20 protein-coding genes are annotated in these 22535 nt (G+C 68.5%); 14 read left to right on the top strand and 6 right to left on the bottom strand.

Features of this window, described 5'->3' with window-relative positions:
• Positions 1–139 precede the first annotated feature (139 nt).
• Genes OQ968_RS16405 through OQ968_RS16390 form a run of 4 tightly spaced genes read left to right on the top strand, consistent with a single transcriptional unit; the run spans position 140 to position 4205 of the window.
• On the top strand, positions 140–1495 hold the full coding sequence (locus tag OQ968_RS16405; RefSeq protein ID WP_324679644.1) for a wax ester/triacylglycerol synthase family O-acyltransferase: 1356 nt from the start codon (positions 140–142) through the stop codon (positions 1493–1495).
• An 8-nt stretch (positions 1496–1503) separates the two neighbouring features.
• Entirely contained in the window at positions 1504–1989 is a 486-nt protein-coding gene (locus OQ968_RS16400; protein WP_324679642.1) for an NUDIX domain-containing protein, read from the top strand.
• A gap of 1 nt (position 1990) precedes the next feature.
• A complete protein-coding gene (locus tag OQ968_RS16395; protein ID WP_324679640.1) occupies positions 1991–2896 on the top strand; it encodes a haloalkane dehalogenase in 906 nt (301 codons plus the stop codon).
• Between the two features lie 31 nt (positions 2897–2927).
• The gene (locus tag OQ968_RS16390) at positions 2928–4205 is read left to right on the top strand and encodes a cytochrome P450 (RefSeq protein WP_324679639.1); all 1278 of its coding nucleotides are present in this window, start codon (positions 2928–2930) and stop codon (positions 4203–4205) included.
• Between the two features lies 1 nt (position 4206).
• On the opposite strand, the gene OQ968_RS16385 is transcribed toward OQ968_RS16390, so the two are convergent.
• The gene (locus tag OQ968_RS16385) at positions 4207–5271 is read right to left on the bottom strand and encodes an ATP-dependent DNA ligase (RefSeq protein ID WP_324679638.1); all 1065 of its coding nucleotides are present in this window, start codon (positions 5269–5271) and stop codon (positions 4207–4209) included.
• A 37-nt stretch (positions 5272–5308) separates the two neighbouring features.
• On the opposite strand from OQ968_RS16385, the gene ligD reads away from it, so the two are divergent.
• Together ligD and OQ968_RS16375 are read left to right on the top strand one after the other, a co-directional pair.
• Complete coding sequence (gene ligD, locus OQ968_RS16380) at positions 5309–6340, top strand: non-homologous end-joining DNA ligase (protein ID WP_324679637.1); 1032 nt, start codon at positions 5309–5311, stop codon at positions 6338–6340.
• A complete protein-coding gene (locus tag OQ968_RS16375) occupies positions 6340–6696 on the top strand; it encodes a hypothetical protein (RefSeq protein ID WP_324679636.1) in 357 nt (118 codons plus the stop codon). Before ligD ends, OQ968_RS16375 begins: the two co-directional genes overlap by 1 nt.
• A 20-nt stretch (positions 6697–6716) precedes the next feature.
• Here the strand turns inward: OQ968_RS16375 and OQ968_RS16370 are convergent, their stop codons facing one another.
• On the bottom strand, positions 6717–7502 hold the full coding sequence (locus OQ968_RS16370) for a class I SAM-dependent methyltransferase (RefSeq protein ID WP_324679635.1): 786 nt from the start codon (positions 7500–7502) through the stop codon (positions 6717–6719).
• 118 nt (positions 7503–7620) lie between these two features.
• On the opposite strand from OQ968_RS16370, the gene OQ968_RS16365 reads away from it, so the two are divergent.
• Positions 7621–8766: a glycosyltransferase gene (locus tag OQ968_RS16365; RefSeq protein ID WP_324679634.1), complete on the top strand. Its 1146-nt coding sequence runs from the start codon at positions 7621–7623 to the stop codon at positions 8764–8766.
• A gap of 308 nt (positions 8767–9074) precedes the next feature.
• Here the strand turns inward: OQ968_RS16365 and OQ968_RS16360 are convergent, their stop codons facing one another.
• Positions 9075–9440 (bottom strand): hypothetical protein, encoded by a 366-nt coding sequence (locus OQ968_RS16360; RefSeq protein ID WP_324679633.1) that lies wholly within the window; start codon positions 9438–9440, stop codon positions 9075–9077.
• Positions 9441–9571: 131 nt separating this feature from the next.
• Here OQ968_RS16360 and OQ968_RS16355 point away from each other — a divergent pair, with 131 nt between their 5' ends.
• Both OQ968_RS16355 and OQ968_RS16350 read left to right on the top strand, forming a co-directional pair.
• Positions 9572–10309, top strand: a complete 738-nt coding sequence (locus tag OQ968_RS16355; protein ID WP_324679631.1) for a response regulator transcription factor — start codon at positions 9572–9574, stop codon at positions 10307–10309.
• A 65-nt stretch (positions 10310–10374) separates the two neighbouring features.
• Positions 10375–11757 carry a sensor histidine kinase gene (locus tag OQ968_RS16350; RefSeq protein ID WP_324679791.1) on the top strand — a complete coding sequence of 461 codons (1383 nt, stop codon included), beginning with the start codon at positions 10375–10377 and terminating at the stop codon, positions 11755–11757.
• 30 nt (positions 11758–11787) lie between these two features.
• Here OQ968_RS16350 and OQ968_RS16345 read toward each other — a convergent pair whose 3' ends face one another.
• Positions 11788–12603, bottom strand: a complete 816-nt coding sequence (locus tag OQ968_RS16345) for a rhomboid-like protein (RefSeq protein WP_324679630.1) — start codon at positions 12601–12603, stop codon at positions 11788–11790.
• A gap of 212 nt (positions 12604–12815) precedes the next feature.
• Between OQ968_RS16345 and OQ968_RS16340 the strand changes: the two genes are divergently transcribed.
• The 3 genes from OQ968_RS16340 to OQ968_RS16330 all read left to right on the top strand — a co-directional run bounded on the left by OQ968_RS16340 (position 12816) and on the right by OQ968_RS16330 (position 18274).
• On the top strand, positions 12816–16073 hold the full coding sequence (locus OQ968_RS16340; RefSeq protein WP_324679789.1) for a helix-turn-helix transcriptional regulator: 3258 nt from the start codon (positions 12816–12818) through the stop codon (positions 16071–16073).
• Between the two features lie 154 nt (positions 16074–16227).
• Positions 16228–17061 carry a mycofactocin-coupled SDR family oxidoreductase gene (locus tag OQ968_RS16335; protein ID WP_324679629.1) on the top strand — a complete coding sequence of 278 codons (834 nt, stop codon included), beginning with the start codon at positions 16228–16230 and terminating at the stop codon, positions 17059–17061.
• 10 nt (positions 17062–17071) lie between these two features.
• Positions 17072–18274: a cytochrome P450 gene (locus OQ968_RS16330; RefSeq protein WP_324679628.1), complete on the top strand. Its 1203-nt coding sequence runs from the start codon at positions 17072–17074 to the stop codon at positions 18272–18274.
• Positions 18275–18317: 43 nt separating this feature from the next.
• Here OQ968_RS16330 and OQ968_RS16325 read toward each other — a convergent pair whose 3' ends face one another.
• Complete coding sequence (locus OQ968_RS16325) at positions 18318–18926, bottom strand: TetR/AcrR family transcriptional regulator (RefSeq protein WP_324679627.1); 609 nt, start codon at positions 18924–18926, stop codon at positions 18318–18320.
• Positions 18927–19094: 168 nt separating this feature from the next.
• On the opposite strand from OQ968_RS16325, the gene OQ968_RS16320 reads away from it, so the two are divergent.
• Together OQ968_RS16320 and OQ968_RS16315 are read left to right on the top strand one after the other, a co-directional pair.
• Positions 19095–19805 carry an SDR family NAD(P)-dependent oxidoreductase gene (locus OQ968_RS16320; protein WP_324679626.1) on the top strand — a complete coding sequence of 237 codons (711 nt, stop codon included), beginning with the start codon at positions 19095–19097 and terminating at the stop codon, positions 19803–19805.
• Between the two features lie 10 nt (positions 19806–19815).
• Positions 19816–21261 (top strand): aldehyde dehydrogenase, encoded by a 1446-nt coding sequence (locus OQ968_RS16315; RefSeq protein ID WP_324679625.1) that lies wholly within the window; start codon positions 19816–19818, stop codon positions 21259–21261.
• Between the two features lie 91 nt (positions 21262–21352).
• Here OQ968_RS16315 and OQ968_RS16310 read toward each other — a convergent pair whose 3' ends face one another.
• Complete coding sequence (locus OQ968_RS16310; protein WP_324679624.1) at positions 21353–22498, bottom strand: LLM class flavin-dependent oxidoreductase; 1146 nt, start codon at positions 22496–22498, stop codon at positions 21353–21355.
• Between the last annotated feature and the right edge of the window lie 37 nt (positions 22499–22535).

Genomic DNA, 22535 nt, shown 5'->3' with positions numbered 1-22535 from the left:
GGCGACGGGCGTCTCGGCAGGGCCGCAATCCCCCGGGTGCGGGGACTAAAGGCCTCGGGCGACGCGCAGTCGCCGCGAAGGCCGGGAGCCAATTTCCTACAGCCCTTGCTTCACACCCGGTTCGGGGTCTAATTGGTGGATGGAACTGATGATGCCCACCGACTCGGTGTTTCTGCTGGGCGAATCCCGTGAGCACCCCATGCACGTCGGTGGCTTGTCGTTGTTCGAGCCGCCGGAGGGCGCCGGCCCGGAGTTCGTCCGGGAGTTCACCGACGCCCTGATTGCCAACGACGAATTCCAGCCCACATTCCGGAAGCACCCCGCCACGATCATGGGTGGGATAGCGCCCATGGCGTGGGCCTATGACGACGAGGTCGACGTCGACTACCACGTTCGGCGCTCGGCGCTCGCGTCGCCGGGCCGGGTCCGGGAACTGCTGGAGCTGACCTCGCGGCTGCATACCGGCCTCCTCGATCGGCACCGCCCGCTGTGGGAGCTATATGTGGTGGAGGGACTGACCGACGGCCGGTTCGCCATGTACAGCAAGATGCATCACGCGCTGATCGACGGCGTTTCGGCGATGAAGCTGATGCAGCGCGCGTTGTCGAACGATCCCGACGACGACGAGATCCGGGCGATGTGGAGCCTGGCCAAACCTCAACGCAAGTCCAGCCCCACCTCCCGCGTCGGTTCGCTGCTGAAGACGGCGGGATCGGTTGCCGCACTGGCTCCTTCGACGGTGTCGCTGGCGCGCGCCGCGCTGTTCGAGCAGCAGCTGACGCTGCCCTTCGGCGCCCCGCGCACCATGCTGAACGTCAAGATCGGCGGGGCCCGGCGGTGCGCGGCGCAGACGTGGCCGGTGGAGCGCGTCAGGAACGTCAAGAATGCCGCGGGCGCGACACTCAACGACGTCGTCCTGACGATGTGCTCGGGGGCGCTGCGCTACTACCTGCTGGAGCAGAACGGGCTGCCGGACACGCCGCTGCTCGCGATGGTCCCGGTGAGCCTGCGCAAGCCCGACGAGGCCGACGCCGGCGGCAACCTCGTGGGGGCCATCCTGTGCAACCTCGCCACCGACACCGAGGATCCCGCCAAACGGCTGGAGATCGTCAGCGAGTCGATGCGCAACAACAAGAAGGTGTTCTCCCAACTGCCGCGGATGCAGGCGCTGGCGCTGTCCGCGATGAACATGGGTTCGCTGGCGCTGGCGGCGGTTCCGGGTTGGGTGTCGTCGACGTCGCCGCCGTTCAACCTGGTCATTTCGAACGTGCCGGGCCCCCGTGAGCAGATGTACTACGGCGGAGCCCGCCTCGACGGCAGCTACCCGCTGTCCGCGATTCTGGACGGCCAGGCGCTGAACATCACCCTGGTCAGCAACGCCGGCAATCTCGACTTCGGCTTGGTCGGATGCCGGCGCAGCGTGCCGCACCTGCAGCGGCTGCTCGCCCACCTGGAGTCGTCGCTCAAAGACCTGGAACGCGCCGTCGGGGTCTGAGTAGTCGGATGCCCAGACTCAGCGCCGGTGTGCTGTTGTACCGGGTTCGCGAGGGCGCCGTCGAAGTACTCATCGTGCATCCGGGTGGCCCGTTTTGGGCCCGCAAGGACGACGGGGCCTGGTCGATTCCGAAGGGCGAGTACACCGAGGGCGAAGACCCCTGGGCGGCCGCGTTGCGGGAGTTCTCCGAAGAGCTCGGGCTGGCGGCGCCGCCCGGGGCGCGCATCGACCTCGGCCAGTTGAAACAGCCCGGCGGCAAGGTGGTTACGGTTTTCGGCGTGCAGGGCGATCTCGATGTCACCGGCACGCGCAGCAACACCTTCGAACTCGAGTGGCCGAAGGGCTCGGGCAGGTTGCGGGAGTTTCCCGAGATCGACCGGGTCGGCTGGTTCCCGGTGGCGCGGGCGCGCACCAAGCTGCTCAAGGGGCAGCGGGAGTTTCTCGATCGGTTGATGGCCCAGCCGGCGTTGGCCGACCTACCCGAAGGGAATTGAAATGCAGACACTGCGCACCCCCGGCGAACGGTTCGACAATCTGCCCGGATTCCCCTATGCCCCAAGGTATTGCGACATACCGGACGACGACGGCGGTGCGCTCCGGGTCGCCTGGGTGGAAGACGGCCCGGACAGCGCCGACCCCGTCCTCATGTTGCACGGGGAACCCTCGTGGTCATACCTGTACCGCAAGATGATTCCGATCCTCGCCGGCGCCGGGCATCGCGTGGTCTGCCCCGACCTGGTGGGGTTCGGCCGTTCGGACAAGCCGACCCGCCGCGCAGACCACAGCTACGCCCGCCACGTCGAGTGGATGCGCGCGCTGGCCTTCGATGTGCTCGACCTGCACAACGTGACCCTGGTCGGCCAGGATTGGGGCGGCCTGATCGGGTTGCGGCTGGCCGCAGAGCATCCCGAACGATTCGCGCGCCTGGTCGTCGCCAACACCGGACTGCCCAACGGCGAGCAGCCGATGGCCGAGGTCTGGTGGCGCTTCCGGGAGGCCATCACGACGGCCCCGAAACTGGACATCGGCGCGTTCGTCCAGGGCGGTTGTCGCCGGCCGATGAGCGACGACGTGCGCGCGGCCTACGACGCGCCGTTCCCCGACGACGAATACTGCGCGGGACCGCGCGCCATGCCCGGCCTGGTGCCGACGTCACCGGACGATCCCGCATCGGCGGCCAACAAGGCGGCGTGGGCGAAGCTGTCGGTGAGCCCGACCCCGATGCTGGTCGCCTTCAGCGACAGCGATCCGATCACCGGGCCGATGGGCGAGATCTTCCGGCACGCGATGCGCGGCGCGCAGGGCATCGACCATCCGGTTATTCGCGACGCCGGACACTTCCTGCAGGAGGACGCCGGCGAAGAGCTGGCCAATCACATCGTCGAATTCCTGCGCCGCTAGGGCTTTCTGTGGCAGCGGGCAGAATGTAGGGATGACCACCGCGCCCCCGCAGCCCGCCGAGCCCGCCGTGAAAGCCGACCCGCAGAAGTTGCTGGTGCAACTGCTGGACCCGGCCAATCGCGCTGACCCGTACGGGCTATGCGCCCGGATTCGGGACCACGGACCGGTGGTGGTGCCCAACGCCAACATGGTCGTCTTCGCGACGTACCGCGATTGCGACGAGGTGCTGCGGCACCCGTCGTCGAGCAGTGACCGCGCGAAGTCGGTGATCGGGGAGCAGCGGATCGAAGCGCAGAGCCAGGCGCTGATCGAGGCCGGCGTCGAGCCGCCCCAGTCGATTCCGCCGGGATTCCTGTTCCTCGACCCGCCCGATCACACCCGGCTGCGCAAACTGGTCAGCAAGGCGTTCGCGCCGAAGGTGGTCAACGCGCTGGCGCCCGACATCCGCGCGCTGGTGGACGGATTGCTCGACCGGATCGCCGAGCGGGGCCGGTTCGACGTCGTCGAGGACTTCGCCTACCCGCTGCCGGTGGCGGTCATCTGCCGGCTGCTCGGCGTCCCGCTGGATGACGAGCCGAAGTTCAGCCGGGCGTCGGCGCTGCTGGCGCAGGCGTTGGACCCGTTCGTCACAGTGACCGGCGCGCCGGCGGACGGTCTGCAGGAGCGGTTGCAGGCGGGAATGTGGCTGCGCGAATACCTGCGCGGGCTGGTCGAGCGGCGCCGATCGCGGCCCGGCGACGACCTGATGTCGGGCCTGGTCGCGGTCGAGGAGTCCGGCGATCAGCTGACCGAGGACGAGATCATCTCGACCTGCGTGCTGTTGCTGGTGGCCGGTCACGAGACCACGGTGAACCTGATCGGCAACGCCATCCTGGCGATGCTGCGCCAGCCGTCGCAGTGGGCGGCGCTGGGCGCCGACGCCGCTCGTGCCCCCGCGGTGATCGAGGAGACCCTGCGCTTCGACCCGCCGGTGCAGATGGTCGCCCGGATTGCCGCCGAGGACATGATAATTGGGGGACTCGACGTGCCGGCCCGCGACGTGATTATGCTGCTGCTGGCGGCGGCCCACCGTGATCCCGCCGAGTACGACCGACCGGATGCTTTCGACCCGGATCGGACGACGTTGCGGCATTTGGGATTTGGCCGCGGGGCGCACTATTGTCTGGGCGCGCCGCTGGCGCGGCTGGAGGCCGGCGTGGCGCTATCGGCGGTGACGGCGCGGTTCCCGAACGCGCGGCTGGACAGCGAGCCGCAGTACAAGACGAACATCACGCTGCGCGGGTTGTCGAGCCTAACCGTGGCGGTCTGATTCAGCCCAGGCCCGGCAGGATGTCGCCCAGGCTGAACGTGACGGGCTGCTCGAGCTGTTCGTAGGTGCACGAGCGCGGATCACGGTCGGGGCGCCACCGGTTGAACTGCGCGGTGTGGCGGAACCGCCGCCCCTCCATGTGGTCGTAGCGCACCTCGACGACCCGCTCGGGCCGCAGCGGGACGAACGACAGATCCTTGCCGGCGTTCCAGCGGGAGAACTCGTTCTTGCGCGGGGTGCGCTCGCCCGCTTCGTGGGCCGCCCAGTTCCACGGGTGGTCGTCGAAGCTGGTGACCAGCGGCTGCAGCTCGGAGAACAGCCGCCGTCGCTCGGCCATCGGGAAGGCGCCGATCACCCCGACCGACGCCAGCTGGCCGTCGTCCTGGTAGAGCCCGAGCAGCAGCGACCCGACGGCGTCGCCGCCGGACTTGTGGACCCGATACCCGGCGACCACGCAGTCGGCCGTCCGCTCGTGCTTGACCTTGAACATGACGCGCTTGTCCGGCTGGTAGGTGATGGTCAGCGGCTTGGCGACGACGCCGTCGAGGCCGGCCCCCTCGAACTCCTCGAACCATTGCTGCGCGGTGCGCAGATCCGTGGTGGCCGGCGTGACGTGAAACGAGGGCCCGGCATCGCCCAGGGCGTCGACGAGGGCGGCACGCCGCTCGCTGAACGGCCGCCGCGTGTAGTCGTCGTCGCCCAGGGCGAGCAGGTCGAACGCGATGAAGGACGCCGGCGTCTTCTCGGCGAGCATCCGCACCCGCGAATCGGCCGGGTGGATCCGCTGCTGCAGCGCCTCGAAGTCCAGGCCGTGATCGGTGGCGATGACGATCTCGCCGTCGATCACGCAGCGCCCCGGCAGCTCGGCCCGTACCGCCGCGACCAGCTCGGGGAAATAGCGGGTCATCGGCCGCTCGTTTCGGCTGCCCAGCTCGACCTCGTCGTGGTCGCGGAAGCAGATGGACCTGAACCCATCCCACTTCGGCTCGTACGATGCGTCCGGCGGGATCGACCGAACCGACTTGGCCAGCATCGGCGAGACCGGCGGCATCACGGGCAAGTCCATTAGGACATTGTGGCCCGCGGCGTGCTGGAATCTTGGTGTGGCCGCCCCAGCAGAAGAGCTCGACGTCGACGGCATCGCGGTTCGGCTGACCAATCCGGACAGGATCTACTTCCCCAGGCTCGGGTCGAACGGCACCAAGCGGCGGCTCGTCGAGTACTACCTGGCCGTCGCGGGCGGGCCGATGCTGGACGCGCTGCGCGACCGGCCCACCCACCTGCAGCGCTTCCCGCAGGGCATCGACGGCGAGGAGATCTATCAGAAGCGGGTGCCGCAGCATCATCCGGACTACCTGGAGACCTGCCGGGTGACATTCCCGTCGGGACGAACCGCCGACGCGCTGAAGGTGACACACCCCGCGGCGATCGTGTGGGCCGCGCAGATGGGCACGATCACGCTGCACCCGTGGCAGGTGCGCTGCCCCGACACCGAGCACCCCGACGAGTTGCGCGTCGACCTGGACCCGCAGCCCGGCGTCGCGTTCGAACAGGCGCGCACGGTGGCGGTCGAGGTGTTGCGTCCGCTGCTCGACGAACTCGGTCTGGTCGGATATCCCAAGACGTCCGGGGGCCGCGGGGTGCACGTGTTCCTGCGGATCGCCACCGATTGGGACTTCGTCCAAGTGCGACGGGCGGGCATCGCGCTGGCCCGCGAGGTCGAGCGCCGCGCGCCGGACGCGGTCACCACCTCGTGGTGGAAGGAGGAGCGTGGCAAGCGCATCTTCATCGACTTCAACCAGAACGCCCGCGACCGCACCATGGCGTCGGCGTATTCGGTGCGGCCCACCCCCATCGCGACCGTGTCGATGCCGTTGACGTGGGACGAGCTGGCCGGTGCCGAGCCCGACGACTACACCATGGCGACTGTGCCCGATCTAATGAAGTGCCGCGAAGACCCTTGGGCTGCATTGGATTCGGTTGCCCAGTCCATCGCGCCGCTGCTGGAGATGGCCGCGGCCGACGAGCGGCGCGGGCTCGGCGACATGCCCTACCCGCCGAACTACCCCAAGATGCCGGGCGAGCCCAAACGCGTTCAGCCGAGCCGGGATACGGACTTGAAGAGGAACAATTGATGATCGGGTACACCTGCGCGGGTTGCGGCGTCAAAGCCCGCTGGTCATACGGTGGTTGGCCTGATCGACGACGGTGGGCCGCGGCGGCGGTCGCGACGATGGCGAGGATCGCCGGCCTAAGCGAGCGGCATCCGACGGCCGCTTTGGCGTTGGTGGTGCCGGGCACGCTCATCGTCTTCGCCGCGGTGGCCACGTATCCACTCGTGTTCGTGCCACTGGTGCTTCTCGCCTGCGCGGCTCTGGTGGCGGCGGTCCACCACGAGGAAACCCGGAACGAGGAAAGCGGGCGCGACCCCGCCTGTCCGCGCACGGACTGCCCCGACACGCGCCGGAGGACACAAAGCGCCCGCGGCTGAAACGAACTAGAGCTGCCGCGTCAGGGAAATTCCGTGCGGCGCATGCAAAACAGCAGATTCGCGAACACGATGGGCTGGCTCACCTGTACGGCCACCGTCACCACCTCGTAGTCCGGCAACTGGTGCACACCTATCCCAGGGATCGCTTTCAAAACGCCGACCCAATGCGCTTGATCGTCGCTGTTCGTGGCGGCATACAGCTTCATGTCCGACGCGCAGAACGGGAACAGCTCGCCGCCGGCGACCGCTTCGGAGATCGCCGCCGCGACGCCGGGTGTTTCCGTCATCCGGTAATCGTCCAGGCTGATCACGCCCCGCGGGCCGGTGTGCTCGACCGCCAGCGCGATATCGCCCCTGACGCACTGATAGTTGTGGCAGCCGTCGATGTGGGTGAAGCGCAAGGCTGGTAGCTCTGTCAACTGCGCCGAGTCACAGATCCTGACGTCGAGTTGTTGGCGGCTGTGATAACGATCCCAATACCGGTAGAACCCCTCAACATCCAGACCGGCATAGGTTTCCCGGTGCTCGGCGGTGATGTCTTCGTGCGCCATCACCCTGTCGAACAGATCGCACGCGATGAGACGCTCGTCGGGGCGCAGGCCGCAGCCCATCAATATCGCTGATTTACCCCGGAAGACCCCGATCTCCAGCATTTCCCCGCCGACGCCGCTGTCGAGCTGGTGGGCCAGGATGAAATCGAACAGCATGAAGTCCGCCAGGTAAAAGAAGCCGGGGATTTCGGCGCACCCGCGCGCGTATTGCGCGGCAGTCTCAAGCGTCGGCAAACCGTTTGGCCCCGCGAGCATGCTGGAAGGGTACAGCCCGCGCCAACGCCCGCTACCTCAAACCGGCTTCGCGAGTGAAGGATTGGTAGCTGGAAGTTAACGCCTACCGGCGGAGCGATATTGCGCTACATTTGCCGCGATGAAATTTGTGCTGGCAACCTTGGGAAGCCGAGGTGATGTCGAGCCGTACGCAGCCGTCGGTCGAGAGTTGCAGCGCCGAGGTCATGGAGTGTGCCTGGGGGTCCCGCCCAGCTACCTTGGCTTTGTCGAGTCGGTGGGGCTTGCTGCGGTTCCCCACGGTGAGAATTTGGTCCGCAAATTCGGGATGATGCCGAACCCCATCAGCGTGATGTGGGAAATCGTGCGGGATGTCACCCAGTTCTGGCCGGAGGTGGCCACGGCGCTGACGTCGTTGGCGGACGGCGCCGATCTGCTGTTGGTGGACCCAAGCCAACAAGGCCTGGCCGCCAATGTTGGGGAGTACTACGACATTCCGCTCGCCACGCTGCACTTCTACCCGATAGAGCCCGGCGTTGCGGATTGGGACATCACCAAAGAGGCCGAAGACGCCCACCGCCGGGCACTGGGCCTGCCAGAGAAAACTGGCCCCTCGACGCCACAATGGCTGGAGATCCAGGCCTACGACGAGCTGTTCTTTCCCGGGTTGGCAGCCGAATGGTCGAAACACGGCCTCCGACGGCCCTTCGTCGGCGGGCTGACACTGCAATTGCCGGTGGAGGCCGACGACGAGGTTGCGTCGTGGATTGCCGCGGGAACGCCGCCGATCTACTTCGGCTTCGGCAGCGTGCGAGTCTCATCTCCCGCTGAAGTTATCGCGATCATCGCCGCGGCGTGCGCGCAGTTAGGCGAGCGGGCGCTGATCTGCAGTGGCGCAAGCGATTTCACTGGCATTCCAACTTCCGACCACGTGAAGATTGTGGGCTCGGTGAATCACTCGGCCATCTTTCCCGCTTGCCGCGCGGTCGTCCACCACGGTGGCCCCGGCACCACGTTCGCCGGCATCCGGGCGGGTAAACCTACGCTGATCCTCTGGGTCTCGGTCGATCAGCCGATGTGGGCGGCCGCGGTCGCCCAACTGGAAATCGGTGCGGGGCGGCCATTCTTCCAAACCACCCAGAAGGCGTTGGTTGCGGATCTGCGGTCCATCCTCACTCCGCACTGCGCCGCTCGAACCCGTGAGGTCGCCGCCCAGATGACGGCACCCGCCGAAAGCGCTGCTGCCGCCGCCGATCTCCTGGAGGACGCCGCCCGCCGCGGTCGCTGATCGGATGGCCGCCCCAATCGTTGCGATTGAGGCGGCCATCCCGTCTACCGCACGCCGAACTCAGAAGCCCGGCGGATGCGGCGCTCCAGGCGGCGGCGGTCCCACCGGACCATGCGGCGGTGGCGCAAACGGTCCACCGGGACCACCCGGCCCGAGCGGCGGTGGCGGTCCGGGCTGTCCGGGTGGCGGCGGGGGCGGCGGGGGATCGGCACTTGCGACCCCGATACCGAAGCCCGCCGCGGCGACGCCGAGGACGCCCGCGAGCAAGGAACCGGCGATTACCTGTTTGATCTTCATAGTTCTTTCTCCTATCTAGTCGGTCCGGCTGGAGTCTGGGACGCGCTCGGCGGTGGTGGCGGAGGCTGGGACCCGCCGGGTTCCGGGAGTTGCGGGCGGCCCGCTGGCAGGGGCGGAGCGAAGGCCGGCCCGGGCGGCGGCGGGCCCCAGCCCGGTGGAACCGCCCATCCCGGTGGTGGCGGCGGTGGCGGCATGCCGAAGGGACCGGGCGGGGGTCCCCAGGGCATGGGAAGCAACAGCGCGGTCACGATCGCGCCCACGGCCAGGCCCGCCACGCCGGCGCCGACCGCGACGCCGACGGGATGCCGTCGCACGACGGATGGTGTCGAGCCCGTCGGCTTCTCGGGTGTGCTGTGTAATGGTTGGTCGTCGGCCATGGCCCCTCCAAGTTGTGTGAAACGTTGCGATGCCGGCGAAGCTAGGAAGCGAATCTGAAACCAACCTGAAGACATCGCGTCGTGGCCTGGTTTCTTCAGGTTGGTTTCAGGAAGCGGCCGAGAATGAAGGAATGAGCGACCGTTACGAATCCCACCGACCGCCGCGGCGCGCGGGGAAACACGTGGCCCGCACGGGCGCTGCGGCGCGGGTCCTGGTCGTCGAGGACTCCGAGACGATCCGCGAAATGGTCGGCGAGGCGTTGACGGACGCCGGGTACCTCACCGCGGCCCGGCCGGACGGCGCCGGGCTGGAAGACGTTTTGGAGGGGTTTCGCCCCGACTTGGTGGTGCTGGATGTGATGATGCCCGGGCGCGACGGGTTCGAGCTGATCGATGTCATCCGCGACTGGGGCCAGACCGGAATCGTGTTACTCACCGCCCGCGACGGGCTGCCCGACCGGCTGCGTGGGCTCGACGGCGGCGCCGACGATTACGTGGTCAAACCCTTCGAATTGGCCGAGCTGATCTCGCGGGTCGGCGCGGTGCTGCGGCGCCGCGGCCGGTTACCCGCGGTTGTTCAATGCGGCGACCTGACGTTGGACCTCGACGCCTCGGTCGCCGCGCGCGCGGGATCACCGCTGGATCTGACCGCCACCGAACTGCGGCTGCTCGGTTTCCTGGTCGAGCAGCGCGGCCGCATCGTGAGTACCGGGCAGATCCTGAACGCCATCTGGGGCTATGACGCCTACGACGCCAACCTGGTGCATGTCCACATCAGCGGGTTGCGCCGCAAACTAGAGGCCCACGGGCCCCGCATCCTGCAGACCGTGCGCGGCATCGGCTACCGACTGCAACCGATCCGGCAGTGAACGACCAACCCGCTCCGGCATTGCCGCATACCAGAACACCCTCGCTGCGCAGGCGCGTGGCGCTGATGGTCCTCGGTGTGCTCAGCGTCCTTTTGGTGGTGCTGGGCATCACCATCGATGTTCTGCTGGGCGTGCAGACCCGCCGCGATCTGCACGATCGACTGATGGCCACCGCGACCCGCGCCGACGCGCTTGCCGCTGCCAACGTCCCGCCCGATCGGCTGGTGGCGCAGCTCGAGGGAGGTGGGATCCGCGCACTGCTCGTCGCCGCGGACGGAACCACTCACGGCGACCCCGCGATCCGGCCCGACACGATCAGCGGGCCCACGGTGCCGCCGCCGCCGGGACCACCACCGGGCTGGCCGGCACCACCGCCGGGCTGGCCGGCGCCACCGCCGGGTTGGCCGCCACCCCCACCACCGCCGGGCGAGCGACCAGACGCCACCGCCACCGTTGTGGTGCACCCGCTGAAGTCCGGAGGGCGGGTGATCCTGGTCGCCGACACCACCCAAACCACCGCGTTGATCCGGCGGCTCCGCGAGGTCTTGGTGGCCGGGGGCCTCATCACACTGTTGGTCGCCGGTCTGCTGGTCACCGCCGTTACCCGCACCGCTCTGCGGCCTCTTGATCGGCTCACCTCCCTCGCGCGATCGATCACCACCGGCGACCGTGGCCAGCGACTACGGCCCGACCGTGGTGACACCGAATTAGGCCGCGCGGCAGCGGCTTTCGACGGAATGCTCGACGCGTTGGAGGCCTCCGAACAACGTGCTCGTCAATTCCTCGCCGACGCCGCCCACGAACTGCGTACCCCCATCGCCGGTATCGGCGCCGCCGCCGAACAACTGCTGGGGGCCGCCGCCCAGGATGGTGAAGATGCGCGCACGAAAAGCCAATACCGCCGCGCGGCATTGCTTTTGGCCGAGTCCCGCCGCGCCGGTCGATTGGTCTCCGACATGCTCGACCTGAGCCGCATCGATGCCGGCGTCACATTGAACCTCTCCGATATCGACCTCGTCGAGATCACCGAAGCCGAATGCGAGCGAGCGGCCATGCTCTCTCCGGACATCACCATCACCCGCACCGGTGAGCCGACCCTGCCCGCCCGCGCCGACCGCACCAGGGTTGCCCAGATCCTGTCGAATCTCGTTGACAATGCCCGCCGCCACACCCCACCCGGCGGGCAGATCGTGATCGACGTGCGCCACGCCAATCATCTTGCCGAATTAACCGTCACCGACTCGGGCCCCGGGATCCCAGACTCCGATCGTGAGCGAATCTTTGACCGACTTGTCCGTCTCGATGCCGCGCGCGACCGCGACCACGGTGGCGCCGGGCTCGGCCTGCCAATCGCCCGGGCGCTGGCCCGTGCTCACCACGGAGAGCTCGCCTGTCTGCCCAACGATCCGGGAGCGCGCTTCCGGCTCACCTTGCCGCTGCCGCAGTAATGCCTCGTCTTCGGCTCAACCTTGATCCTGCTACCGATACCCGCTATGAACCTGGGTTCGCCGACGTGCGGCTTGACGCACCTTCACTACCGGCGTCGCGAGGAGTCCCACGAGCGCACCCGCCAGGCCCGCGACGGGTGCGGCCGGCAACGACCCCGACAGCACGAAATAGCCGAACGCCACGCTGACCGAGAGTAAAGCCACTCGCAGGGGCGTCCAGTGCGCCGTTGACGGCAGCTGAAACGACAGCCGGATGCCCAGCAGCAACGCCAGGATGTGACCGAACGCGGTGAAGTCGGCTCCCAGGGCCGCGATCACCGCCACGCCCAGCCACCAACCGATCCAGACCGCCCGCCAGCGCGACGGTATCGATGCCGTCAGCGCGCCCAGCACGCACACCGCGCCGTAACTGACGCCCACGTCGCTGGCTCGCGCAACCGACGTCGGCAGCCATCCCGCCTTCAGCGCGGCTGCCAGCCCCGCCGCGACCAGCAGCGTCGCACCGATGTGACCGACGGCGAATGCAACGACCAAACCCCTGCTGCACCATAACAATTCGCCCAGCGCAAGCAGGCACACCAGGCCCGGCAGCCAGGCATAGACGGCGCCGCTGTCGTCGACGAACGCGCTGCCGACCAGGGTGCCCATGTGGCCGTGCCGCAGGTTGTGCAAGTTGGTGCTCATCCGGCTCACCGCGGCAGCGCGCGCGTGCGGACCCAGCATCGTCAGCGTCAGCGAGACCCCGATCAGCAACGCCGCGTACGCCACCGTGACACGCAATCGCGCCGCGCCGGCGGCCGTGCGCGCGAGGGACCACCGCGTCGGACGCAGTTCGAGGAGCGTCATAGAACAACGATGCGGGTGCGCCGCCGGATCGGCCGCGTTCTTAACGAAGCTTTCACACGCGTGTGATTAATCTTCACGGTTTCCGACGGCTCGGGCGCAAATCTGCGCGTTTTCGCCGATGTTTTGCTGCACGCCGCCATCGCATGCTGGCTAGCATGAGCGAGATTGATCCACGTGCGGACGCGCCGCTGGTGGAGTGGAGCGAACTTGACGTGAGCGGGCTTTTGCCGACGGGCACGGTGACGTTGCTGTTGGCCGATGTCGAGGGCTCGACGCGGCTGTGGGAGACCCAGCCGGACGAGATGGCCGAGGCGCTCGCCCGCTTCAACAACGTCGTGTCCGACGTCATCGCGGCGCATGGTGGTGTGCGCCCGGTCGAACAGGGCGAGGGCGACAGCTTTGTGGCCGCATTCGCCCGGGCGTCGGACGCCGTGGCCGCCGCCCTGGAGTTGCAGCGCGCGCCGCTGGCGCCGATAAGGTTGCGGATCGGCGTGCACACCGGCGAAATCCAGCTGCGCGACGAGGGCAACTACGCCGGCCCGACGATCAACCGGACGGCGCGGCTGCGCGATCTGGGGCACGGGGGCCAGACGCTGCTGTCCGGCGCGGCCGAACAAATGGTGGTCGATCGGCTGCCGGCCGGGGCATGGGTAACGGATCTTGGAACACACCAGCTGCGTGATCTGCCTCGGCCCGAGCGGGTGGTGCAGTTGTGCCATCCCGACCTGGTCAACGAGTTCCCGCCGCTTCGCGTGCCCAAAGCCGCTGTTTCCCAACGCCTTCCGGTGCGATTGACCAGCTTCGTCGGCCGCGACGCCGAGCTGGCCCAGGTGCGGGAGCTGCTGGCCGGCAACCGGTTGGTGACCCTGACGGGAGCCGGCGGGGTGGGCAAGACCCGGCTGGCGGTCGAGATCGCGTCGCGGTTGGCCGGCGAATTCACCGACGGGGTCTGGTACGTGGACCTGGCGCCGATCACCGATCCCGACGTCGTGCCGATCGCGGTGGCCCGCTCGCTCGGGCTGCCCGACCAACCGGGCCGTTCCACGCTGGACACGCTGAGCCGTTTCGTCGCCGACCGTCAGATGCTGGTGGTGTTGGACAACTGCGAGCACCTGCTTGACGCGAGCGCATCGCTGGTCGTCGCCCTCCTCGGCGCCGCCGAGAAGGTGACGTTCCTGGCGACCAGCCGCGAGGCGATCGGGGTGGCCGGTGAGGTGGGCTGGCGGATGCCGTCGCTGTCGCTGGCGGAGGAGGCCGTCGAGTTGTTTGCCGACCGGGCCCGACACGCCCGGCCGGATTTCGTCGTCACCGACGACAATGCCGCGGCCGTGGCGGAGATCTGCACGCGCCTGGATGGCCTGCCGCTGGCAATCGAGCTCGCCGCGGCGCGGGTGCGTGCGTTGTCGCTGACCGAGATCGTCGACAGCCTGCACGACCGGTTCCGGCTGCTGACCGGGGGTTCGCGCACCGCGGTCCGCCGCCAGCAGACGCTGCGCGCCTCGGTCGACTGGTCGCACGCGCTGTTGACCGAGCCGGAACGGGTGCTGTTCCGTCGGTTGGCGGTCTTCCTGGGCGGTTTCGACCTCGACGCCGCCCAGGCGGTTGCCGGGGGCGGTGACGTGGAGCGCTACCAGGTGCTGGATCAGCTCACGCTGCTGGTGGACAAGTCGCTGGTGGTGGCCGACGACAGCCCCGCCCGGACCCGGTATCTGCTGCTGGAGACGGTGCGCCAGTACGCGCTGGAAAAGCTCGGTGAGTCCGGTGAGGCCGACGCCGTGCGGTCCCGGCACCGCGACCACTACACGTCGCTGGCGGCCGCGGTCGACGCACCGGCCGGCAGCGGTTATGAGCAGCGGCTCGACCAGGCCGAAACGGAAATCGACAACCTGCGGGCCGCGTTCGGGTGGAGCTGCGAAAACCCCGACATCGAGTCGGCGCTGTCGCTGGCATCGTCGCTGCAGCCGCTGTGGCTCGCCCGGGGCCGCGCCCGCGAAGGCCTGAGGTGGTTTGACACCGTCCTCGCCGACAAGGTCGCTCGGGACGACCGGGTGCCGGCCGCGGTGCGCGCCCGGGCGCTGGCCGACCAGGCGGTGCTCGATTCGATGTTCGGCGCCGCCCACAGCGTGGACGGCGCGCAGCACGCCCTGGCGCTGGCGCGCGACCTCGACGACCCGGCCGTGCTGGCCAGGGCGCTGACCGCGTGCGGCTTCACCGCCGCCTACAACGCCGAGCTGGCCGGGCCGTACTTCGCCGAGGCGATCGGACTCGCCCGCGAGTCCGACGACAAGTGGCGGTTCAGCCAGATCCTGGGCTGGCAGGCGCACGCCGCGATCGTCGCCGGTGACCCAATTGCGGCGCGCGTCGCTGCCGAGGAAGGCCGCGACCTCGCCGACGCCCTCGGCGACCGGTTCAACTCGCGCCACTGCCGCATATGCCTGGGTTTGGCGCAGATGTGGCAGGGCGAACTGACCGAAGCCCTCGCACAATTCCGCGCGGTGGCCGCCGAGGCCGAGGCCACTCACGATGCGCTCTCGGTCGCGTCCAGCCTCGCGCACCAGAGCACCGCGCTGGCGTGGCGGGGTGAAGCGGCCGCGGCCGGGGCGGCGGCCGAGGCGAGCCTCGAGCTCGCGGCCGAATTCGGCGGCGTCGTCGCGGGTATTGCGCATTTGGCATTGGGACAGGCGGCCCTGACCGCCGGTGACGTCGAGGCGGCCCTGGACGCGACCGCGACGGCCTGGGAGCACGGAAGTTCCGCACCGGGCTTCGCGGCGGACCTGCGCCCCGTCATTGCGACGGCCGCGCTGGCGGGCCGGGATCTGGTCGCGGCCCGGCGCTGGGCCGAGGACGCGGTCGCCACGGCGAAGGGCTGGGCCCTGCTGACGATGGCGCTGACCGTGCGGGCCGGTGTGGCGAGAGCACAGGGTGAGCCGGAGCAGGCCGAGCGCGATGCGTTCGACGCGCTGGCCGGCCTCCCCGAAAGCCTTGGCTACGTGGGTATTTCCGACATTCTCGAGTGCCTGGCGACGCTGGCAGGCGAGGCGGGCCGGCACCGCGAGGCCGCCCGCCTCTTCGGAGCGGCGGCGGCCATCCGCGAGCGCACCGGTGTGGTTCGGTTCAAGCTCTGGGTCGCCGGCTACGAAGCCTCGGTGGGTGAGCTGCGAAATGCTATGGGCCAGGCCGACTTCGAGTCGGCATGGGCCGAGGGCGCCGCGCTGTCCACCGAGGAGGCCGTCGCCTACGCAAAGCGCGGCCGCGGCGAACGCAAGCGGCCGGCCACGGGCTGGGCCTCGCTGACCCCCACCGAGCGCGACGTCGTGCGACTGGTCAGCGAAGGGCTCGGCAACAGCGACATCGCCACCCGGCTCTTCGTGTCGCCGCGCACGGTGCAATCGCACCTCACCCACGTCTACACGAAGCTCGGCCTGAACTCCCGCGTGCAGCTGGCGCAGGAGGCGGCGCGCCACGGCTGACGAGCAGACGCAAAAGCACCCATTTCGGGCTAGAAAATGGGTGCTTTTGCGTCTGCTCGCGCCAACAATCTTGACGACCTTGTCGTGATGCTGCTAAACATGGCCTGCGCACAAATTTGGGCGATCGCCCAAAAACGGCGGGCTGGAGGTTGCCATGGGCCGCATGGACGGCAAGGTCGCATTCGTGACGGGCGCGGCCCGCGGGCAGGGCAGAAGCCACGCGGTGCGGCTGGCCCAGGAGGGCGCCGACATCATCGCCGTCGACATCTGCCGGGGGTTCGAGGCATCGCCGGCACCCGGCGCGACGCGCGACGACCTGGACATGACCGCCGGGATGGTCAAGGACGCCGGGGGCCGCGTCGTCACGGCCGAGGTCGACGTTCGCGATTTCGACGCGCTGCGCGCCGCCGTCGACGGCGGTGTCGAACAGCTTGGGCGCCTGGACGTCATCGTGGCGAACGCCGGCATCGGCACGACGGCGGGAAAGCTGCACAAGACCGACGAGGCACTGTGGCAGGAGATGATCGACGTCAACCTCAGCGGCGTGTGGAAGACGGTCAAGGCCGGAGTGCCGCACATCCTGGCGGGCGAGCGCGGCGGCTCCATCGTGCTGACGTCCTCGGTGGCCGGACTCAAGGCCTACCCGCACATGGGTCACTACGTGGCGGCCAAGCACGGCGTGATCGGCCTGATGCGTTCGTTCGCCGTCGAATTGGGCCAGCACATGATCCGGGTCAACGCCGTTCTCCCGACGCACACGAACTCGCCGCTGCTGATGAACGAGGCCACCTACCGGGCGTTTCGGCCCGAACTGGAGAACCCGGGCCCCGACGACCTCGCGCCGGTGTGCCAGAGCTTCCACTACCTGCCCATCCCCTGGGTGACCCCCGAGGACATCACCAACGCCGTGCTGTTCCTGGCCTCCCACGAGGCCCGCTACATCACCGGAGTAGCGCTGACGGTGGACGCCGGCAGCTGCCTGAAGTAAGGACGCATCGATGACCGTCGCCAACGACACCGACGTCTACTACGACCCCTACGACGTCGGGATCATCGCCGACCCGTACCCGACCTACGCCCTGCTGCGCGAGGAGGCGCCGCTCTACTACAACGAGCGATACGACTTCTGGGCGATATCAAGGCATTCCGATGTGGAACGGGCGCTGGCGAATTGGGAGGTCTTCTCCAACCGGCGCAGCGACATCCTCGAGTTGATCCAGTCGAAGTTCGACATGCCCGGCGGGGTCATGATGTTCCAGGACCCGCCCGAACACACGAGGCTGCGCGGCCTGATGTCGCGTGTCTTCACCCCGCGCCGGATGGCGGAAATCGAGGACCAGATCCGCGCGTACTGCGTGCGGTGCCTGGACCCGCTCGTCGGATCCTCGGGATTCGACATCATCGCCGAGCTCGCTTCGATGATGCCGATGCGGGTGATCGGCATGCTGTTGGGAATCCCTGAGTCCGAACAGATCTCGGTGCGCGATGCCAACGACGCCAACCTGCGCACCAAGCCCGGCGCGCCGATGAAGGTGGCTGACGCGGCCGCCATTGCCGACGGGCGGATCTATGCCGACTACGTCGAATGGCGATCCAAGAACCCGTCCGACGACCTGATGACGCAGTTGCTCAACGTCGAGTTCGACGACGAGGAGGGCGTGCACCGGAAGCTGACCCGCAAGGAGGTGCTGCATTACACGCAGGTGGTGGCCGGTGCGGGCAACGAGACCACGGGCCGGCTGATCGGCTGGCTGGCCAAGGTGCTTGCCGAGCACCCGGACCAGCGCCGCGAGATCTACGAGGACCGGTCGCTGCTGAACCGCACCGTCGACGAGACGCTGCGGTTCGAGCCCACCGGCCCCCACGTCGCCCGTTGGATGGCAAAGGATTTCGAGCTGTACGGCAGGACGGTTCCGGCCGGCAGCGCGATGCTGCTGCTCTTCGGCGCCGCCAATCGCGACCCCCGCCGCTACACCGATCCGGACACGTTCGACATCCACCGTGACAACATCTCGCACATCACCTTTGGCAAGGGCGTGCACTACTGCCTCGGCGCCAACCTGGCGCGGCTGGAGGGCCGCGTGGCACTCGACGAGATCCTCAACCGCTGGCCGGAGTGGGACATCGATTACGAGTCGGCGCAATTGGCGCCGACGTCCACCGTCCGCGGGTGGGAGCGGCTGCAGCTGGTGCTGCCCTGATTAGGTGCCGAGCAGACGCAAAAGCACCGAATTCGTGCCGAATTCAGGTGCTTTTGCGTCTGCTCGCGGGAGTCGGCATCTCGAATCGGTCCAGGAAGCGGTGGACCAGTGCGACGGCCTCGTCGTGGCCGCCGGAAGTGCCGAGCGCCTTCTCCAATATGAGCATGCGGCCGATCGAGGCGATGACGACCGCGATGCCCGCGGGCGGGAATTCCGTTGTGTCAAGGCCATGTTCGCGAACGACGAAGTTCAGCGCGGTGATTTGCATTTCACGCCAGCGCTCCTGCCACGCCGCAATCTCGGCCCTGATCTCCTTGCGATGGTTGGCAAGGCCCATGAATTCCAGCAGCAGCCGGGTGTCCTTGGGCCCGATCAGGGTGTCCCACAGCGCGTGCAACGGCCGGTCGGAGGCCAACGCCTTTTTTTGCCGTTCGAGGTAGGCGGCGGCGCCGCGCCGGAACACGTCCAGGTACAGCTCGTCCATCGTGGGGAAGTAGTAGTGCACCAACGCCGGTTTGACACCGGCTTCGGCCGCCACCCGGCGCGACGTGGCCGCGGCGTAACCCTCCTCGATCATGATCCGGCTCGTCGCGGCGATCAGCATGTCGCGAGTGGTGGAGTCCCGCGCATTGCGGCGTTGTGGTGCGGTCATGAACCTACTTTCATTGAGCGATTGCCCAAATCGCGTACCCGTCATGCTTGCATTCCAGGTCACGGCGGGTCAAGGAACGCGCGGCCCCGCTCCCGCTTGACCGACACGCGCGCCGGGTGATAGGCATGTGAAGCCTGAGCGATCGCTCAGCAAACTGGGAGGGGCGGCTTGAGCGCGAAGACAGCGGTGGTGACCGGCGGTGCGTCGGGCATCGGCCGTGCCGTCGCCGAACGGTTGCGCAGCGACGGATTTCGCGTGGCCGTCATCGACCGGTCGCCCACCGACGACGGGTCCGGCCACGTCGCCGACGTCACCGACCGCGCGCAGGTCGACGCCGCGGTATCGGCGATCCGCGACGAACTCGGCCCAATCCTGGTGCTGGTCAACGCCGCCGGCGTGGAGGGCTTCAAGAAGTTCTTGGGCATGTCCTTTCAGGAATGGTCCAGGGTGATCGACGTCAACCTCAACGGCGTTTTCCACACCATCCAGGCGGTGCTGCCCGACATGGTCGAGGCCGGCTGGGGACGCATCGTCAACATCTCGTCGTCGAGCACGCATTCCGGGCAGCCGTTCATGGCCCACTACGTGGCGGCGAAGTCCGCGGTGAACGGCCTGACCAAGTCGCTTGCCCTCGAATACGGGCCGAGTGGGGTCACCGTCAACGCGGTGCCGCCGGGGTTCATCGACACCCCGATGCTGCGCAGCGCCGAGAGTCGGCACCTGCTCGGCGGAACCGTCGAGGACCACATCAATCGCACCCCGGTGCGACGGGTGGGTCGGCCCGAGGACATCGCGGCCGCGTGCGCGTTCTTCGTCTCCGAGGAGGCCGGGTACATCACCGGGCAGATCCTCGGCGTCAACGGCGGTCGTAACACCTGAGAGGGACCAAATGTACGACAGGGACGAGCTTTTCATCGACGGCAAGTGGGTCGCGCCGGATTCCGATGCCGTCATCTCCGTGATCTCCCCGCACACCGAGGCCGTCATCGGCCACGCGGCCTGCGCGGGACCCACGGACGTGAACCGGGCCGTCGAGGCGGCGCGGGCGGCCTTCGACGGCGGGCCGTGGCCACGCCTGCAACCCGCCGAGCGGATCGAGGCGCTCACCCGGCTGGCCGGCATCTACCAGGAGTGGCGCGCCGACATGGCCGAGCTGATCTGCGCCGAGATCGGCGCTCCCATCAGCTTCGCCAAGAGGGCGCAGGTCCGCCTCCCCCTCGCCATGATCTCGGCGTTCTGCGGCCTGGCCGGCACCTACGAGTGGCAGCAGGAGCGAACGGGGCTGTACGGCAAGGACATTCGGATCGTCAAGCAACCGGTGGGCGTCGTCGCCGCCGTGGTGCCGTGGAACATGCCGCAGTTTCTCACCGTGTGCAAGGTGGTGCCGGCGCTGTTGGCCGGCTGTGCGGTGGTGCTCAAGCCCGCACCCGAGGCGGTGCTCGACGCGCAGCTGCTCGCCGAACTGGTCGCGGCGGCGGATCTGCCGCCCGGCGTGCTGAACGTGGTGCCCGGGGGTCGCGATGTCGGCGAACAGCTGGTCGGGCACCCGGGTGTCGACAAGGTGTCGTTCACCGGATCCACGGCGGCGGGCCGACAGGTCGCCCTCGCCTGCGCCCGGGGGCCGAAGCAGGTGAGCCTCGAACTGGGCGGCAAGTCGGCGGCCATCGTGCTCGACGACGCCGACCCCGCCGCCGTCGCGCCCGCGATCCAGATGGCCAGCCTCGCCAACAGCGGCCAGGTGTGCAACGCGCTCAGCCGCATCCTGGTGCCCGAGGCGCGCAAGGACGCGTTCGTCGACGCGTTGGCGGCCGGGATGGAGTCGATGACGGTGGGCGACCCGGCGGATCCCGACACCCAGCTCGGCCCGCTGGTGGCGCGGCGCCAGCAGGAGCGGGTCCGCGGCTACATCGAATCGGGCAAGAACGAGGGCGCGCGCCTGGTGACCGGCGGTGCCGACATGCCCGACGGCCTGGACACCGGTTGGTACGTGCGGCCGACGCTGTTCAGCGACGCGAACAACGACATGCGGATCGCGCGCGAGGAGATCTTCGGCCCGGTGCTGACCGTCATCCCCTACCGCGACGACGACGAGGCGATACGGATCGCCAACGACTCCGAGTACGGGCTGGCCGGGGCCGTGTTCACCGCCGACGTCGACCGCGGCTACGGCGTGGCGGCGCGGGTGCGGTCGGGGACCTTCGGTATCAACGAGGGCTACATCATGGACCCGGCGGCGCCGTTCGGTGGCGTCAAGAACAGCGGCTACGGCCGTGAGCTCGGAACCGAGGGAATCGACAATTACACCGTCAGCCAATCGATTTCGGCCGCTACCTAAGCACCGCGAGAGTGCAACTGACAACGCATTTCTCGAGAGGCGGCGTCGGTAGTTGCACTCTCGCGGCGGGGCGGACGGCGGTGACTGCCGATCAGAGCTTCTTCAGGCCGCGGACGATCTTGTTGAACGGCACCACCGCGGCCAGCCCCTTGCGCAGGCTGCGCTGGAAGAAGCTCAGATTGATCAGCACGATGTAGCGCACCCCGCAATCGCGCCACTCCGCGGCTTGGTCGATGATCTCGTCCGGAGTTCCGTTGAGCAGGACTTCCCGCAGCAGCGACGGCGGGACGGCGGCCATGTGAGACGAGGCCGTCTGCTCGTCCATGCCGTACGGGACTAGGTCCTGGGCACCGGCGAAGCCGGCGCCCAGCGGGTGCCGCGCCCCGTGACGGGCGAAGATTTCATCGGACGCGTTGAGCCCGAACGCGCGGAGCAGTCCGGAGTCGAGCGCCTCGTCGACGTCGTCGCGGGTGCGACCAGTGACGGTAAACAACCCGAGCGCCGGGATGATGGACAGCGGATCGCGGCCGGCGTCGGACGCGGCCGACCGAACCACGTCGAGCCGCTGTTTGTAGTCCACCGGCCGGTGCGGGAAACCGGGGAAATAGGCATCCCCGTAGCGCCCCGCGATACGCAGCATCCGCGGGCCGTGCGCACCGATCCAGATCTCGGGCCACTTTCCCCGATAGGGCGGCAGATCGAATATCGCGTTGCGCAGCGGGAAATAGGGCGAGTCCCGGTTGACGAGTTCGCCGCCGGAATCCCACAGCGCTCGGATGGTGGCCATCGCCTCCTCGAACCGCGCGACCGGCGTCGACCAGTCGACCCCGTAGGGCTCGTTTCCCTCGCGTTCGCCGGGACCGATACCCAGGATCGCCCGTCCACGGGTGAGCAGGTGCAGGGTCGCGGCCGCCTGCGCCGTGACGGCCGGGTTGCGCCGACCGCTGTCCGTCACGCCAACGCCGAGGCGCACGCGGCCGACCCGGTTGCGGGCGGCGAGGTGCCCGAGCATGGTCCACGGCTCCATGCTGGCGTCGATCCTCGGCACGATCTTCGTTGCGCCGCAATACTCCTGCGTCCACAGCGATCGCGGGACCAATTGGTTGAGGTGGTCGGGGACCCAGAACGAGTCGGCGCGGTTGGCGACCGCACTGAGGTACTGCGCTCGGGTGAGCGTGTCGGCCGCCGGGCGAGACGCAACGATCGGGTCCATCACACCAACACGAAATTCGCTCATCGTCCGGCCTTTCCGAATACTGGCGGTTGGAGTGTCC

The organism is Mycobacterium sp. 663a-19 (assembly GCF_035616495.1).
Taxonomy (GTDB): domain Bacteria; phylum Actinomycetota; class Actinomycetes; order Mycobacteriales; family Mycobacteriaceae; genus Mycobacterium.
This window is presented reverse-complemented; position numbering and strand designations above follow the sequence as displayed.

Coding starts and splice junctions, on each gene's coding strand:
- OQ968_RS16405 (WP_324679644.1), top strand. CDS start 140: ATGGAACTGATGATGCCCACCGACTCGGTGTTTCTGCTGGGCGAATCC.
- OQ968_RS16400 (WP_324679642.1), top strand. CDS start 1,504: ATGCCCAGACTCAGCGCCGGTGTGCTGTTGTACCGGGTTCGCGAGGGC.
- OQ968_RS16395 (WP_324679640.1), top strand. CDS start 1,991: ATGCAGACACTGCGCACCCCCGGCGAACGGTTCGACAATCTGCCCGGA.
- OQ968_RS16390 (WP_324679639.1), top strand. CDS start 2,928: ATGACCACCGCGCCCCCGCAGCCCGCCGAGCCCGCCGTGAAAGCCGAC.
- OQ968_RS16385 (WP_324679638.1), bottom strand. CDS start 5,271: ATGGACTTGCCCGTGATGCCGCCGGTCTCGCCGATGCTGGCCAAGTCG.
- OQ968_RS16375 (WP_324679636.1), top strand. CDS start 6,340: ATGATCGGGTACACCTGCGCGGGTTGCGGCGTCAAAGCCCGCTGGTCA.
- OQ968_RS16370 (WP_324679635.1), bottom strand. CDS start 7,502: ATGCTCGCGGGGCCAAACGGTTTGCCGACGCTTGAGACTGCCGCGCAA.
- OQ968_RS16365 (WP_324679634.1), top strand. CDS start 7,621: ATGAAATTTGTGCTGGCAACCTTGGGAAGCCGAGGTGATGTCGAGCCG.
- OQ968_RS16360 (WP_324679633.1), bottom strand. CDS start 9,440: ATGGCCGACGACCAACCATTACACAGCACACCCGAGAAGCCGACGGGC.
- OQ968_RS16355 (WP_324679631.1), top strand. CDS start 9,572: ATGAGCGACCGTTACGAATCCCACCGACCGCCGCGGCGCGCGGGGAAA.
- OQ968_RS16350 (WP_324679791.1), top strand. CDS start 10,375: ATGGTCCTCGGTGTGCTCAGCGTCCTTTTGGTGGTGCTGGGCATCACC.
- OQ968_RS16345 (WP_324679630.1), bottom strand. CDS start 12,603: ATGACGCTCCTCGAACTGCGTCCGACGCGGTGGTCCCTCGCGCGCACG.
- OQ968_RS16335 (WP_324679629.1), top strand. CDS start 16,228: ATGGGCCGCATGGACGGCAAGGTCGCATTCGTGACGGGCGCGGCCCGC.
- OQ968_RS16330 (WP_324679628.1), top strand. CDS start 17,072: ATGACCGTCGCCAACGACACCGACGTCTACTACGACCCCTACGACGTC.
- OQ968_RS16325 (WP_324679627.1), bottom strand. CDS start 18,926: ATGACCGCACCACAACGCCGCAATGCGCGGGACTCCACCACTCGCGAC.
- OQ968_RS16315 (WP_324679625.1), top strand. CDS start 19,816: ATGTACGACAGGGACGAGCTTTTCATCGACGGCAAGTGGGTCGCGCCG.
- OQ968_RS16310 (WP_324679624.1), bottom strand. CDS start 22,498: ATGAGCGAATTTCGTGTTGGTGTGATGGACCCGATCGTTGCGTCTCGC.